A 15,569-nucleotide genomic window follows, 5' to 3' on the forward strand; every position below is an offset into this window, starting at 1 on the left:
TCAGATCTTAAAGGTGGCCCAGACCGGCGCGTGGTCGGAGGGTTTTTCCATACCGCGGATGTCATAATCAATACCGGTTTCGATGCAGCGCTCTGCCAGCGGCTGGCTCGCCAATAGCAGGTCTATGCGCAGGCCACGGTTATCATCAAAGCCTTTAGAGCGGTAATCAAACCAGGAAAAACGATCCTGCGTGTCCGGGTTGGCTTCGCGGAATGTGTCAACCAGGCCCCAGCTTTTCAGGCGATCCATCCATTCGCGTTCTTCCGGCAGGAATGAGCATTTACCGGTACGCAGCCAGCGTTTGCGGTTCTCTTCGCCAATGCCGATATCCAGATCCGTCGGGCTGATGTTCATGTCACCCATGATCAGCACCGGCTTCTCTTTTTTCAGTTCCGTATCAAGGAACTGCTGAAGATCCTGGTAGAACTTCTCCTTCGCCGGGAATTTCAGCGGATGGTCGCGGCTTTCGCCCTGGGGAAAGTAACCATTAATAACGGTGATATCGCCAAGCGGAGAGGGGATCTCTGCCATGATGATGCGGCGTTGCGCTTCGATGCCATCGTTGGGGAAACCGCGGCGTACCGAGACAGGCGTGGCTTTCGTCAGCAGCGCGACCCCGTAGTGGCCTTTTTGCCCATGATAGAACACGTTGTAGCCAAGGCGTGCCACCTCTTCGAGGGGGAACATATCATCATGAACTTTTGTCTCCTGCAGGCCGATCACATCCGGCTGATGCTGTTCTACAAGGGCCTGAAGTTGATGGGGACGGGCGCGCAGCCCGTTGATATTAAAAGAGACAAATTTCATAGTCGCAGCCACTTAGCAGAGTGAAAGATGCAGAGATGTTAGCAGAGTTTATGTTTCGCAACTGCCACTTATTGGTACGGCGCTTGTTTTGCCTGCCCCTTTGCACAAAAAACGCGCCAGCTGCCCTGTTTCTGTGCAGGATGCGCTTAAAAAGGGTGGTGGATGAAAATTAATTTCGCTGATGATCACAGTTCCAATATTAATTATTCTTATTGCATAAAGTCTCACGCCATTCCGCCTGCCATCACACATCGATCGCGAATTATTCACTTTTTATGCAATTAAAGTGAATGGCGACAGGTTGTAAGCGGTTGAATTATTGTTGAACAACCCCGTTTATGCATTTTCTCCGCTAGCTGGCACGAACCATGCAATCTACATTTACAGCGAAAGTCTTCACATTCGTTAACATTTTATAAACTTTTTATTTACCGGATGAGGTCGCTATGTCTCTGTCAATTACGCGTGAAAATTTTGATCAATGGATGTTGCCTGTCTACGCGCCAGCACCTTTTATTCCGGTTCGCGGAGAAGGCTCACGTCTGTGGGATCAGCAAGGTAAAGAGTATATCGATTTCGCGGGGGGGATTGCCGTTAACGCACTGGGACATGCGCACCCGGCATTGTGCAACGCCCTGAGTGAGCAGGCGGCTAAATTCTGGCATACCGGCAATGGCTACACGAATGAACCGGTGTTGAAACTGGCGAAGCGGTTACTGGATGCAACGTTTGCCGACCGTGTTTTCTTTTGTAACTCGGGCGCGGAAGCAAATGAGGCCGCGTTAAAGCTGGCGCGTAAATATGCTCACGATAACGCTGGCGCGCAGAAAAGCGGCATTGTTGCATTCAAAAATGCCTTTCATGGTCGCACATTGTTTACCGTGAGTGCGGGCGGCCAGCCTGCCTATTCGCAGGACTTTGCGCCGCTACCGCCGGCAATCCAGCACGCGGTGTATAACGATCTGGCTTCCGCCAGTGAATTGATCAATGACGACACCTGCGCGGTGATTGTCGAGCCTGTGCAGGGCGAAGGCGGCGTGGTGCCAGCCAGCACCGCGTTCCTGCAAGGTTTGCGCGAGCTCTGCGACCGCCATAACGCACTGCTGATCTTTGATGAAGTGCAAACCGGTGTTGGCCGCACCGGCGAGCTGTATGCCTATATGCATTACGGGGTGACGCCAGATGTGCTCACCACCGCCAAAGCCCTGGGCGGCGGATTCCCGATTGGCGCAATGCTGACGCGTGAACAGTTTGGCAAGGTGATGAATGTTGGTACACACGGCACAACTTACGGTGGTAACCCGCTGGCCGGGGCCGTTGCCGGAACGGTGCTTGACCTCGTTAATACCCATGAAATGCTAAACGGCGTGAAACAGCGTCACCAGTGGATAACCGAGCAACTGGCGGCCCTGAACGAACGCTATCACCTGTTTAGTGACATTCGCGGCCTCGGGTTGCTGATTGGCTGCCAGCTTGCGGAAGAATACGCCGGGAGTGCAAAGCTCATTTCGCAGCTGGCGGCGTTGGAAGGGGCAATGGTACTGATTGCCGGCGCGAATGTGGTGCGTTTCGCGCCCGCGCTGAATATCAGTGAAGAAGAGATCCGCGTCGGGCTGGAGCGTTTTGCCCGCGCGTGTAAGGAATTCGTTGCGGAGCGTTCATCATGATGGTGATCCGTCCTGTCGCTGAGGGCGATCTCGCGGCACTGCTGGCGCTCGCCGGGAAAACCGGGGGCGGGCTGACCTCTCTCCCGGTTGATGAAGCCACACTTGCGGCACGAATTGAACGTTCGCGTCGCACCTGGGCGGGGGAACTGGCGAAGAGTGAGCAGGGGTATGTTTTCGTACTGGAAGAGACGCAAAGTGGCGAAGTGGCCGGGATTTGCGCCATCGAAGTGGCAGTGGGGCTTAACGATCCCTGGTACAACTACCGTGTGGGCACACAAGTACATGCGTCAAAAGAGCTGAATGTCTATAACGCGTTGCCGACCCTGTTCCTCAGTAATGATCACACCGGCAGCAGTGAACTGTGCACGTTATTTCTCGATCCCGCCTGGCGCAAAGACGGCAACGGCTATTTGTTGTCGAAATCGCGGTTTCTGTTTATGGCCGCCTTCCGCGATTGCTTTAACGAAAAAGTGGTGGCGGAAATGCGCGGCGTGATTGACGAGCATGGCTATTCGCCTTTTTGGGAGAGTCTGGGGAAACGTTTTTTCTCGATGGAATTCAGCCGGGCTGACTACTTGTGTGGCACCGGGCAGAAAGCCTTTATTGCTGAACTGATGCCGAAGCACCCTATCTACACCCATTTTCTGTCGGAAGAGGCGCAGGCGGTAATCGGGCAGGTGCATCCACAAACGGCACCTGCCCGTGCGGTACTGGAAAAAGAAGGTTTCCGTTATCGCAACTATGTCGACATTTTCGACGGCGGTCCGACCCTTGAGTGCGATATTGACCGGGTCAGAGCCATCCGCAAGAGTCGTCTGGTGACCGTTGGCGAAGGCCATCGCGCGCCCGGCGAATGGCCGGCCTGCATGGTCGCGAATGAGCAATACCAACAATTTAGGGCCATGCTTATTACAGCCGATCCGGCCTGCGAGCGCCTGTTATTAACGCCAGCAGAGCTGGATGCCCTGAAATGCCAGCCGGGTGACACGGTTCGTCTCGCCCGCCTTTGCGCTGAGGAGAAATCACAATGAGTCTATGGATTAATGGCGACTGGATCACCGGCGAAGGAGAGCGTCGGGTAAAAACCAACCCGGTGAGTCATGAAGCGCTGTGGCATGGCTTCGACGCAACGGCTGCGCAAGTTGAGCAGGCCTGTGAGGCGGCACGTAAGGCTTTTCCACTGTGGGCGCGCCAGCCATTTAGCACTCGCCAGGCCATTGTCGAGAAATTCACGGCGCTGCTGGAGGCGAATAAAACCACGCTGGCGGAAATTATTGCGCGCGAAACCGGTAAGCCACGCTGGGAAGCGCTGACAGAAATCACTGCGATGATCAACAAAGCGGGGATTTCGGTGAAGGCATACCATACCCGAACCGGTGAGCAACATACCGAAATGGCCGACGGCGCCGCGACATTGCGTCACCGCCCTCACGGCGTGCTGGCGGTATTTGGCCCGTACAACTTCCCGGGCCATTTACCTAACGGGCACATTATTCCGGCGCTGCTGGCAGGCAATACTCTGCTGTTTAAATCCAGTGAACTGACGCCATGGACCGGGGAAGCCGTGGTGAAACTGTGGGAGCAGGCGGGTTTGCCTGCTGGTGTGCTTAACCTGCTGCAGGGCGGTCGTGAAACCGGGCAAGCCCTGAGCACGCTGCCAGGCGTGGATGGACTGCTGTTTACCGGCAGTGCGCAGACAGGCTATCAGTTACATCGCCAGCTTGCCGGGCAGCCGGAAAAGATCCTGGCGCTGGAAATGGGGGGCAATAATCCCTTAATTGTGGACGAACCCGAGGACATTGATGCCGCTGTACATCTGGCGATCCAGTCGGCATTTATTACTGCCGGTCAGCGTTGTACCTGCGCCCGTCGTTTGTTGGTGAAACGCTCCGCAACCGGGGACGCTTTTCTGCAACGACTGATGGAGGTCAGTGCACGGTTAATTCCACAGGCGTGGGACGCAGAGCCGCAACCGTTTATGGGCGGGCTGATTTCAGCCGGGGCGGCTCACCACGTCGTACAAGCCTGGCAGGCGCATGAAGCACGCGGGGGTAAAACCTTGCTGGCGCCACGCCTGTTATCGGAAGGTACATCATTACTGACGCCGGGCATTATCGCGTTAACGGGCGTTGCCGATGTGCCAGATGAAGAGGTCTTCGGCCCGTTGTTAGGCGTCTGGCGTTACGATGACTTTGATGAGGCCATCGCTCTGGCTAACGCTACCCGCTATGGGCTGGCCTGCGGCCTGATATCGTCAGAGCGCGAGAAGTTTGACCGGTTATTGCTCGAAGCCCGCGCCGGGATCGTTAACTGGAATAAACCCCTGACCGGTGCGGCCAGCACCGCGCCATTTGGCGGAGTGGGCGCATCAGGCAATCACCGCGCCAGCGCCTGGTACGCGGCGGATTATTGTGCCTGGCCGATGGCAAGCCTCGAAACGGCGACATTACACCTGCCGCAAACGCTCAGCCCGGGACTCGATTTTGCCCATGAGGAGCCGCGATGAAAGCGCGTGAAGTGAACTTTGATGGCCTGGTGGGGTTAACCCACCACTATGCCGGGCTGTCGTTTGGTAATGAGGCCTCGACAAGACATCGTTTCCAGCTTTCCAATCCACGGCTGGCGGCGAAACAAGGGCTACTAAAAATGAAGGCGCTGGCGGATGCCGGTTTCCCGCAGGGAGTGATCCCGCCGCAGGAACGGCCAAATGTTGCGCTGCTGCGCCAGTTGGGCTTTAGCGGCAGTGACGAACACGTTGTTGCGAAAGCCGCGACCCAGGCGCCACATTTGCTCTCAGCGGCCAGTTCTGCATCGGCCATGTGGGTGGCGAATGCTGCAACAGTGTGCCCGTCGGCGGATGCCCTCGATGGCAAAGTGCATCTGACAGTGGCGAACCTGAATAACAAGCTCCACCGGGCAACAGAAGCACCGACCACGGAAGCGTTGCTCCGGGCAATTTTCCCCGATCGGGACACCTTTGCTATCCACGGCGCGCTGCCGCAGGTGGCGATGCTGGGCGATGAAGGCGCTGCGAATCATAACCGCTTCGGTGGCGATTATGGCGAACCCGGTATGCAACTCTTTGTTTATGGTCGGGAAGAGGGGGGCGAGACGGGGCCAGCCCGATACCCGGCACGACAAACATTAGAAGCAAGTCAGGCTGTGGCGCGGCTGAATCAGGTTGATCCGCAGCGTGTGATTTTTGCCCGCCAAAACCCGGATGTCATCGATCTTGGCGTCTTCCACAATGATGTGATTGCCGTTTCCAACCGGCAGGTGCTGTTTTGCCATGCGCTGGCCTTTGTCGATCAGCCGCGTTTGTTAGCCGAATTGCGTGCCCACGTTCCGGGGTTTATGGCGATTGTGGTACCGCAGAGCGCCGTATCGGTAGAGGATGCGGTAGCAACCTATCTGTTTAACAGTCAGCTTTTGAGTCGTGACGATGGCAGCATGATGTTGATATTGCCACAGGAGTCGCAGACGCACGCCGGCGTTTGGCGTTATCTGAATACACTGCTGGAGCAGGATAACCCCATTAGCGAGCTGAAGGTGTTTGATTTGCGTGAAAGCATGGCGAATGGGGGAGGCCCAGCCTGTTTGCGTCTGCGGGTCGTGCTTAGCGAGACGGAGCAACAGGCAGTAAACCCGGCAGTCATGATGAACGACAGGTTGTTTACTACGCTCAATGACTGGGTTGATCGCTATTATCGCGATCGCCTGACGCAGGCCGATTTAGCCGATCCACAGCTGTTGCGTGAAGGACGCGAAGCGCTGGATCGTTTGACGCAGCTACTGAACCTGGGGTCTGTTTATCCATTCCAGCGTTAACAGGAGGTCGTATGGATAACTTTCTTGCCGCCACATTATCGGGTGACATTCCGCGTAAAATGTCTGGAGAGTCGGGGGGGATTCACTGGCTGTGGCATGAACAGGGGATCCTGGAGTTAGTGCCGCCGCAACCTTGCGGGCGATCGCTGGTGATTTCCTGTGCTATTCACGGCAATGAAACCGCGCCGGTCGAGATGCTGGATATCCTGCTGAAGAATTTATTTTCCGGTGTGCAACCATTGACCTGGCGGCTGCTGGTGATCCTTGGCAATCCCCAGGCGCTGACCCAGGGCAAACGCTTTTTGACCAACGATTTGAACCGCCTGTTTGGCGGACGCTGGCGCACACTGCCTCCGAGTGATGAAACGCTGCGCGCCGCACAGCTGGAGCGGGCGGTCACCCACTTCTTCGATGAAGGCGAGGGGGGGCGCTGGCATCTTGATTTGCATACGGCGATCCGAGGGTCGCACCATGTCCGTTTTGGCATATTGCCGCAGCGTGCAGAGCCGTGGGATGAGCTGTTTCTTGAGTGGCTTGGCGCCGCCGGGCTTGAGGCGCTGGTGTTCCATCGTGCGCCGGCAGGCACCTTTACGCACTACAGTTGCGAGCAGTTCGGTGCGTTGGCCTGCACGCTGGAGTTGGGTAAAGCTTTGCCCTTCGGCGAGAATGATCTGAGCCAGTTTCAGCGTACCGCCTGGGCGCTTGCTGCGCTGGTTGCCGGAGAGCCCGCGCCAGATACTGAAACCATGCCGTTGCGGTACCGCGTGGTGCAGCAACTGACCCGTAACAGCGAGGCGTTCAAACTCTATATTTCTGCCGATACGCTCAATTTCACGCCGTTTGAAGCGGGCACCTTATTGGCGGAAGATCGCGGGGAGCGTTATGTCGTTCAACATGACAGGGAGTATGTCTTGTTTCCAAACCCTGACGTCGCCATTGGTCTGCGTGCAGGATTAATGCTGGAAAAAATAGATTAATACCGAAGCCCTGCTGATGCAGGGCTTATTTTCATCACCCTCATGAATAAATTACAGATTTATCCTGGTGAGTGGCTTTATTTATAATCAGGTTTATTTTATAATTCTTCATAATCCCTTCTGAATCAGTAAGTTGTATATTTAATTTTCATCTCTTCACCCTTTATCCTTATTTCCTCCTTATTTGTCGTAAAAAGGTTATTTACACTTTCATTGTTTTACTGTCGCTCTGATTAATTGACGATAAAGGCAGTAAAGTGAATAGCGTCAACACGGCAACCGCCGTAAGTAAAACCGAAGTAAGGAATAAAATTATGCGTAAATTAACTGCCCTGTTTGTTGCCTCTACCCTGGCCTTCGGCGCCGCTAACCTGGCACACGCTGCGGACGCGCCTGCTGCACCGGCGGATAGCAAGCCGATGATGCATCACAAGGGTCCAAAAGGGCCGCATGAAATGATGATGTTTAAAGATCTGAATCTGACCGATGCGCAGAAACAGCAGATCCGCGACATTATGAAAAGCCAGCGAGACCAGATGAAACGCCCGCCGGTGGAAGAGATGCGTGCCATGCATGAAATTGTGGCCAGCGACAGTTTCGATAAAGCCAAAGCCGAAGCGCAACTGACGAAAATGGAAGCGCAGCATAAAGCCGACATGCTGGCACATATGGAAACCCAGAACAAAATTTATAACATTCTGACGCCGGAGCAGAAAAAACAGTTCAATGCGAATTTTGAGAAGCGTCTGACAGAACGTCCGGCGCCGGAAGGTAAAATGCCTCCTGCACCTGCTGAATAAAATAATTCAGCCCCCTCTTAAGACCGCCGGTTTTGCCCATTAACGTTTACGTGGTGGGCAGATCCGGCGGTTTTTTCTTACCTTCCTCTTGCCAGCCGCCACCGGCACGGTATTCTCATCATGCCACCCGCTTTAAGGGTGTTACTTATCTGAAATTTAGAGTTTTTTACTTGCAGAGTGAGGCATGTGTCTGAGGCTAATCCGCCTGGCTGCGGCCAACCCTGCATGGCATTCTGAACAATAACAAGTCAGTACGCTGTTCTGCGAAGCAGCGGCGCAGGCCTTGTGCCGCGCCATTCAGGAGTGATGATGGAATATTTTGATATCCGCAAAATGCCGGTCAATCTTTGGCGTAATGGTGCGGGTGAGACGCGTGAGATTTGTTGTTTTCCGCCGTCGACGCGGGATTTTAGCTGGCGTGTGAGTATCGCTTCCCTGGCGAGCAACGGTGAGTTTCCGCAGTTTCCGGGCGTTGACAGGGTGATCACGCTGATTGAAGGGGGAGAAGTCACGCTGGACGGCGGCACTGCCTTTCACCACATCCTGAAACGCCATCAACCTTTTACCTTTGCCGGTGAACAGGCTGTAAAGGCCGAATTGTCTGACGGAAAAATGTCGATGGATTTTAATGTGCTGACGCGCCGTGATCGCTGCCGGGCAAAGGTGCGTATTGCTGACCGCACCTTTACAACCTTTGGTGCGCGCGGCGGCGTGATCTTTGTGCTGAGCGGTGCGTGGCAACTCGGCGAGAAACTGCTGACAGCCGATCAGGGTGCGTACTGGCAGGAGGGCCACCATACCCTCCGGTTGCTAAAACCGGAAGGGCAGTTACTTTTCAGTGAAATCACCTGGTTGCCGGGGCACTAACTCAGTTCGATAATCTCATGCTCGCCTGAGAGAAGGGGTTTGCAAAGAATTTTGTAGCCGTCATGATCGAAACCGGCCGGGGTGCGCAGCAGTTCCTCGGCATCGCGCAGCCGGCTGACTGAGCCCAGCCATAGCCAGTTATGGATAATATGGTACTGCGTCATGGCATTGCCGTGTTCTTTCAGCGCTATCGGCCCCTGCCACGGCCAGCAGATCAACTGCATACGCGCCATCGCTGCGGTAAATCTTTCATGGTGCGTTTGCAGCGACTCTTTACCACAACATGCGCCAGCACAGCGTTGCAATGCTGAACGAAAGCAGGGACGCCCCCGTGTTATGGACTCCAGCCCGAGCAGGCCATAACAGAGCTTTTCGTCATCGGCGATACTCTGGAGTGCCTGCAGTGCCGCCCGGCGATTAGCGAACAATCCATACAAATCGGGCGAGGCTGAAAAATCCACCTCTTTTGCATACACTACCTGCGGCTTATCGCCGTGTAAGCTCAGCGAACAGAGCTGGCGATTACGGCGCAACCGTTTATTGAATAACGGTTGCTGCTCCTTAATGAGCCTGGCTTCTAACAAGAGCGCACCCATTTCGCCGGCGGTACAGATCCAGCTAATTCGCCGCGACTGGCGGAGCATGGCGGCTTCGTCCGGGGTGCGCAGGTGTGAAAGAACGCGGTTGCGAATATTCACGCTTTTGCCAATGTAGAGCGGCATGACCTCGCTTTCCCCGTGAAAAATATAGACCCCGGGCAGATTGGGCATCGCTTCCAGCGAGGGGCGAAGATGTTCGGGATATGCATAGATTGCCGCCGCTTCGAATTCGGGACGCGGGGCGGATAGACGCCTGACCACAACGGACTCCTGATACTGTTTACTTATCCAGTATAGCAGGCGTGTGGCGGTTAAAAAAGAGGCGGCTTACACCGCCTCTATGATTACTTCTTCCAGAAGTCGTCGAACACGGTGATCGGTGGGCGACGTTTATGCTCGGTTTTCACATACCAGCCTTCGATAATCTTCGCTGTGCCGGCATCCAGCGTTTTGCCTTCCAGATAATCATCAATATTTTCGTAAGTGACCCCCAGCGCCGCTTCATCCGGCAGTGAAGGGCGATCGTCTTCCAGATCGGCGGTGGGCGCTTTCTTGTAAAGGTGTTCCGGGCAACCCAGCCAGGCCAGCAGTTGTTTACCCTGGCGCTTGTTGAGGCGGAAAAGCGGGTTGATGTCGGTACCGCCATCACCGTATTTGGTAAAGAAGCCGGTGACTGCCTCGGCAGCATGGTCGGTGCCCACCACAACGCCTTTGCTCATGCCAGCAATGCTGTATTGCGCTTTCATCCGCTCACGCGCTTTTTCATTGCCGCGTACAAAATCACTCAGTTCGATACCGGTATCATGTAATGCTTGTTCGCTGGCGAGCACGGCGCTCTTGATATTTACCGTCAGCACGCGGTCCGGCTGAATAAAGGCAATAGCGTCCTGGCAATCCTGCTCATCGGCCTGCGTGCCGTAGGGCAGACGCACGGCGATAAATTGATAAGCCTCATCGCCGGTTTCCTGGCGCAGCTCTGATATCGCCATCTGACTCACTTTGCCGGCAAGGGTGGAGTCCTGCCCACCACTAATGCCAAGCACCAGCGATTTCAGAAAGGGAAACGTTTTCAGATAGGTTTTCAAAAAATCTACACTGCGACGCACTTCTTCTTCGGCATTGATCGCCGGCTTCACGCCTAACGCCTGAATAATCTCTTGTTGCAGAGTCATTTACCCCTCCGTTATGTAATCCTGCTTTGCAGGTTGCAAATAAATGATGGGCTCAAAGTAACCCTTTGGCCGTGAAACGACAAGGATCACAGTTTTGAGTGTCGCAATTTACGGCGTTTTAGCAAATTATCTCTGTTTTATTAGAACTTTCCGAAAGTTATGCCATCGCCTCTGTAAAGTTGAAAAATGCAATTTTATATTCCAGGCTTAGATAACACGCTGATACACAAGCGGATAAACAAGAGGATGGAATATGAACAAGAACATCGCAGGAATTCTTGGTGCAGCAGCAGTGATGACCATGCTGGCAGGGTGTACGGCTTACGATCGCGCCAAAGACCAGGTCAGCCAGCCAGTAGTGAAAGACGTCAAAAAAGGCATGAGCCGCCAGCAGGTGATGCAGATTGCAGGTCGCCCTTCATCTGAAGTGACGATGATCCACGCTCGCGGTACCTGCCAGACTTACATTCTGGGTCAACGTGACGGCAAAACCGAAACATACTTCGTTGCCCTGGATGAGACCGGTCACGTTATGAATTCTGGCTACCAGTCCTGTGCCGAATACGACACGGATCCGCAAGCTAAGCAGTAATTTTTCTCTTTTAGCCTGAGCAAACAAAAGCCCCATGTCGATAATGGGGCTTTTTTTATCCGCTTCAGGATCAGGCAGGAATGGCGTCTATTTTGCTAATGCGTGACCACACCCGGTGCGCAGCCAGCGCGGTGAGAACCTCGTCGACAAAGGTCGGAGAAGCGCTATCCGCCTCAATAATGCCCTCTTCACCTTGTGCGTCGACATTCAACAGGGCTTTGAACTGACGAGCATCACCCAGCAGCGCGATCGGTTTCAGGTGTTTATACGCCTCCAGCAGGTAGTATTTCGCATCGCCATTTTGCAACAGCCCACTGAGATGACCGCCAGGTACAACTACCGCATCTACGGTCAGGGAAGGCGAGCCGGCAAATGTCGCTGCAATCGGTAATTGCGAGCCATCATCAGCAATCACTTCTCCCATACGGGAATAGAGCAGTTTCGCGTGCACACCGTGGTCTTTTAACTGCTGTAACAGCGTGAGCACGTCGGCAGCGCGAACCTTCTCGTTCAACAATACGGCGACGACACGGCCTTTGACTGTGCCATCCGGCACCGCATATAAACTGAGCGCCGGATCTTTCTTCAACCCGTTAACGTCCGGCGGCGGCGCGGTGTTAAGTTGTTCATCACTGAGCGTAATACCGAGGTTCTCTGCTACGGCTGTCGCCAGATTGACGTCAATGCGCACCAGTTGATCGACGACGCGTTCCCGAATATAAGCCCGCGCCACTTTGCTGAGTTCAAAACTGAAGGCATCCACAATGTGGCGTTGCTCAAACGGTGTCTGGCTCAGCCAGAACAGACGTGGGTGCGCATAGTATTCGCCGAAAGAGGGGCTGCGCTCGCGGATTTTAGCACCATCGACCCGCTCCTGAGTGGTTTCAAAGGCACCACGTTTGGGGCCAGGAGGCGTTTCACGTGGCCAGTTATCGTTGATCGAGTTCGGTTCATAGTTCGCCGGGTTGGTGTCGATCTCCATGCGATGCATGCCGTCGCGCTGGAAGTTGTGATAAGGGCAGGTGGGGCGATTGATCGGGATTTCATGGAAGTTCGGGCCACCGAGGCGGCTAATCTGGGTGTCGGTGTAAGAAAACAGACGCCCTTGTAACAATGGATCGTTGGTGAAATCCAGACCGGGGACAATATGGCCCGGATGAAATGCGGCCTGTTCATTTTCGGCAAAGAAATTATCCGGGTTGCGGTTAAGCACCATTTTCCCGACGCGTTGCACCGGCACCAACTCTTCGGGGATCAGTTTGGTGGGATCCAACAAATCAAAGTCGAACTTGAACTCATCCTCTTCCGGGATCAGTTGCAGACCCAGTTCATATTCCGGGTAATCGCCCGCCTCAATCGCCTCCCACAATTCCCGGCGATGGAAATCGGGATCGCGGCCGGTCAGTTTTTGCGACTCGTCCCATACCAGCGAGGCTTTGCCCGCCAGCGGCTTCCAGTGGAAACGCACGAACGTTGCCTTACCTTCGGCATTGATCAGCCGGAAGGTATGAATGCCAAAACCTTCCATTGTGCGATAGCTACGGGGGATGCCGCGATCGGACATCGCCCACATCACGTTATGCAGCGTTTCTGGCTGGAGAGAAACATAATCCCAGAAGGTGTCATGAGCGCTTTGGCCCTGCGGTATCGCCCAGTGCGGTTCAGGTTTTACCGCGTGAACGAAATCCGGAAATTTATGTGCATCCTGAATAAAAAACACCGGCGTGTTGTTGCCAACAAGATCAAAAACGCCCTCGTCAGTGTAGAACTTGGTGGCGAAGCCACGAATATCACGCACGGTATCGGCTGAACCTGCGCCACCCTGAACAGTTGAAAAACGCACAAAAACAGGTGTGATCTTCTCTGGATCGGAAAGAAAATCGGCTTTTGTCACGTCGCTCAGGCTGCGATAAGGCTGGAAGTAACCATGCGCTGCAGAACCTCGCGCATGCACGATACGCTCCGGGATGCGTTCATGGTCGAAGTGGGTGATCTTTTCCCGCAGGATAAAATCTTCAAGCAGTGTTGGACCGCGTGTGCCGGCACGTAATGAATTTTGATCATCGGCAATGCGCACGCCCTGATTGGTGGTAAGAGGATAGTTTTCGCCGCCCTTGCGAACAGACGCCAGCGAGGTGAGTTTGCTGTTCGCGGTATCCGGGGCTTTCAGGCTGCCCGGTGCGGTTGGTTGCTCGCCCGGCGCGGTCGGCTGGGGAGAAGGGCGGTGTGAGTTATCTGCGGGCGCCAGGGAATCCAGTCCGGGGCGCGACTCGCTGGCATCGTGAACCGGCGCGTGATGTTGTGACTCTTTTTCATTCTGCGACATTGAACTCGTCTCCTGTTTCCATTGCTGAAAAGGGTCGTTGTTACATTAAAACCCCTCTAACTATAGAACAATGTCCTGACGGCGACGGTTTGAGGGGCGCCTGAACCCCGCGAAAAATAAGAGAAAGTCACCGCAGGCGCGACGCGCAGGGCAACTTTCGGCTATGATAGGTGATTACTGGTTGTGGAAATTGTCTTTAGTGAATGCATTGCCTATGAAACCTTTTCGTCAACAAAACCGCGCTGTTATCAGCTATGTACCCCGTGTCGAACCGGCTCCGCCCGATCACGCCCTGAAAGTTGAAGGGTTTCGCGATGTCTGGTTATTACGTGGCAAATATGTGGCTTTTGTCCTGATGGGCGAGCATTTTCGCCGTTCTCCGGTGTTCAGCGTACCGGAGTCAGCCCAGCGCTGGGCGATGCAGATGCGGCAGGAAGGTGAGATAGATATCGATAACGAATAAAAAAACCGCCTGACGGTGCAGGCGGTTAATGTGGTACTTGTTCTTTTAGCGATGCGCCAGTTCGGCGTCCTCTTCGCTATCCAGCACGGTTTTATCCGTTTGCTTCAGCCACTGGCTGGTCAGCGTGCCTGCGGTCATTGAACCATTGACGTTGAGCGCTGTACGGCCCATATCGATCAGCGGTTCGACAGAGATCAGCAGTGCGACCAGCGTCACCGGCAGCCCCATTGCAGGTAGCACGATCAGTGCTGCGAACGTTGCGCCGCCGCCGACGCCCGCTACCCCGGCGGAACTGACCGTCACAATGCCGACCAGCGTGGCAATCCAGACCGGATCAAGCGGGTTAATGCCGACCGTCGGGGCTACCATCACCGCCAGCATGGCCGGATAGAGGCCAGCACAGCCGTTCTGGCCAATGGTTGCGCCAAAAGAGGCAGAGAAACTGGCAATGGATTCCGGCACACCCAGACGACGCGTTTGCGCTTCGACGTTCAGTGGAATTGAGGCCGCGCTGGAACGGCTGGTAAAGGCAAACGTCAGTACCGGCCATACCTTACGGAAAAATTTCAGCGGGCTGACGCCGTTAATGCCCAGCAGCACGCCGTGCACCATGAACATAATAGCCAGACCCAGGTACGAGGCAATGACGAAGCTACCCAGCTTGATGATGTCCTGAATGTTGGAACCTGCCACGACCTTGGTCATCAGCGCCAGTACGCCATACGGCGTCAGTTGCATGACCAGACGAACCAGTTTCATTACCCAGCTCTGCAGAGTGTCGATAGCAGTCAGTACGCGTTGCCCTTTCGGCGCATCGTCTTTCAGCAGTTTCAGTGCCGCGACGCCGAGGAATGCGGCAAAGATCACCACGCTGATAATCGACGTCGGGTTTGCGCCGGTGAGATCGGCAAAAGGATTTTTCGGCACAAACGACAGCAGCAGTTGCGGCACCGTCAAATCCGCCAGTTTACCCACATAGTTGCTCTGAATTGCATTCAGGCGCGCGGTTTCCGCCGAGCCCTGCACCAGTCCTTCCGCAGTCAGACCAAACAGATTAGTGACCAGCACACCCACCAGAGCGGAAATCAGCGTCGTGAACAGCAGCGTGCCGATGGTTAAGAAACTGATTTTGCCCAGTTGAGAGGCATTATGCAGGCGGGCAACCGCACTCAGAATCGAAGCGAAAACCAGCGGCATAACGATCATTTGCAGCAGTTGCACATAGCCATTACCGACGATGTTGAACCACTGAATAGAGCTTTTCAGTACCGGATTATCGGAGCCATAGATCGCCTGCAGCGCCAGTCCAAAGACCACACCAAGGCCTAAACCGACCAGTACTTTTTTTGCCAGACTCCACTGTTTGTGGCGAGTCTGCGCCAGCAAAAACAGCAGTGCCACGAACACCACGATGTTCGCGATTAATGGAAAATTCATCCCCGTTCTCCTGATATCATTATTCGGTCAACCT

General features: G+C 54.6%; 14 protein-coding genes. 9 read left to right on the forward strand and 5 right to left on the reverse strand.

All coding sequences use genetic code 11. The features are described from left to right. Nucleotides 1-807: an exodeoxyribonuclease III gene (xthA, locus tag RTX30_RS00810; protein WP_312685865.1), complete on the reverse strand. Its 807-nt coding sequence runs from the start codon at nt 805-807 to the stop codon at nt 1-3. Nucleotides 808-1,253: 446 nt separating this feature from the next. Between xthA and RTX30_RS00815 the strand changes: the two genes are divergently transcribed. The 7 genes from RTX30_RS00815 to ves all read left to right on the forward strand — a co-directional run bounded on the left by RTX30_RS00815 (nt 1,254) and on the right by ves (nt 8,946). Next, nucleotides 1,254-2,474 carry an aspartate aminotransferase family protein gene (locus RTX30_RS00815; protein WP_312685866.1) on the forward strand — a complete coding sequence of 407 codons (1,221 nt, stop codon included), beginning with the start codon at nt 1,254-1,256 and terminating at the stop codon, nt 2,472-2,474. Then, nucleotides 2,471-3,505, forward strand: a complete 1,035-nt coding sequence (gene astA, locus RTX30_RS00820; RefSeq protein WP_312685867.1) for an arginine N-succinyltransferase — start codon at nt 2,471-2,473, stop codon at nt 3,503-3,505. The genes RTX30_RS00815 and astA overlap by 4 nt, the downstream gene beginning before the upstream one ends. Continuing rightward, the gene (gene astD / locus RTX30_RS00825; protein WP_312685869.1) at nt 3,502-4,980 is read left to right on the forward strand and encodes a succinylglutamate-semialdehyde dehydrogenase; all 1,479 of its coding nucleotides are present in this window, start codon (nt 3,502-3,504) and stop codon (nt 4,978-4,980) included. Before astA ends, astD begins: the two co-directional genes overlap by 4 nt. Then, complete coding sequence (astB, locus tag RTX30_RS00830; protein ID WP_312685871.1) at nt 4,977-6,302, forward strand: N-succinylarginine dihydrolase; 1,326 nt, start codon at nt 4,977-4,979, stop codon at nt 6,300-6,302. The genes astD and astB overlap by 4 nt, the downstream gene beginning before the upstream one ends. A gap of 11 nt (nt 6,303-6,313) precedes the next feature. Beyond that, a complete protein-coding gene (gene astE / locus RTX30_RS00835) occupies nt 6,314-7,279 on the forward strand; it encodes a succinylglutamate desuccinylase (protein WP_312685872.1) in 966 nt (321 codons plus the stop codon). A 314-nt stretch (nt 7,280-7,593) separates the two neighbouring features. Further along, nucleotides 7,594-8,079, forward strand: coding sequence for an ATP-independent periplasmic protein-refolding chaperone Spy (gene spy / locus RTX30_RS00840; RefSeq protein WP_312685873.1), 486 nt, complete (start codon nt 7,594-7,596; stop codon nt 8,077-8,079). A gap of 309 nt (nt 8,080-8,388) precedes the next feature. Beyond that, a complete protein-coding gene (ves, locus tag RTX30_RS00845) occupies nt 8,389-8,946 on the forward strand; it encodes an environmental stress-induced protein Ves (RefSeq protein WP_312686794.1) in 558 nt (185 codons plus the stop codon). On the opposite strand, the gene cho is transcribed toward ves, so the two are convergent. Together cho and nadE are read right to left on the reverse strand one after the other, a co-directional pair. Then, nucleotides 8,943-9,806 carry an excinuclease Cho gene (gene cho / locus RTX30_RS00850; RefSeq protein ID WP_312685874.1) on the reverse strand — a complete coding sequence of 288 codons (864 nt, stop codon included), beginning with the start codon at nt 9,804-9,806 and terminating at the stop codon, nt 8,943-8,945. The two genes, ves and cho, sit on opposite strands and share 4 nt — an antisense overlap. An 83-nt stretch (nt 9,807-9,889) precedes the next feature. Further along, nucleotides 9,890-10,717 carry an ammonia-dependent NAD(+) synthetase gene (nadE, locus tag RTX30_RS00855; protein WP_312685876.1) on the reverse strand — a complete coding sequence of 276 codons (828 nt, stop codon included), beginning with the start codon at nt 10,715-10,717 and terminating at the stop codon, nt 9,890-9,892. Between the two features lie 253 nt (nt 10,718-10,970). On the opposite strand from nadE, the gene osmE reads away from it, so the two are divergent. Further along, nucleotides 10,971-11,309 carry an osmotically-inducible lipoprotein OsmE gene (gene osmE, locus RTX30_RS00860; protein ID WP_312685878.1) on the forward strand — a complete coding sequence of 113 codons (339 nt, stop codon included), beginning with the start codon at nt 10,971-10,973 and terminating at the stop codon, nt 11,307-11,309. Between the two features lie 70 nt (nt 11,310-11,379). On the opposite strand, the gene katE is transcribed toward osmE, so the two are convergent. Continuing rightward, nucleotides 11,380-13,635, reverse strand: coding sequence for a catalase HPII (gene katE, locus RTX30_RS00865; RefSeq protein WP_312685880.1), 2,256 nt, complete (start codon nt 13,633-13,635; stop codon nt 11,380-11,382). Nucleotides 13,636-13,798: 163 nt separating this feature from the next. Between katE and cedA the strand changes: the two genes are divergently transcribed. After that, nucleotides 13,799-14,098 carry a cell division activator CedA gene (cedA, locus tag RTX30_RS00870; protein WP_312685882.1) on the forward strand — a complete coding sequence of 100 codons (300 nt, stop codon included), beginning with the start codon at nt 13,799-13,801 and terminating at the stop codon, nt 14,096-14,098. A gap of 45 nt (nt 14,099-14,143) precedes the next feature. On the opposite strand, the gene RTX30_RS00875 is transcribed toward cedA, so the two are convergent. Further along, nucleotides 14,144-15,535 (reverse strand): L-cystine transporter, encoded by a 1,392-nt coding sequence (locus tag RTX30_RS00875; RefSeq protein WP_312685885.1) that lies wholly within the window; start codon nt 15,533-15,535, stop codon nt 14,144-14,146. Between the last annotated feature and the right edge of the window lie 34 nt (nt 15,536-15,569).

The sequence above is a fragment of the Kosakonia sp. genome (assembly GCF_032052965.1).
Lineage (GTDB): Bacteria > Pseudomonadota > Gammaproteobacteria > Enterobacterales > Enterobacteriaceae > Kosakonia.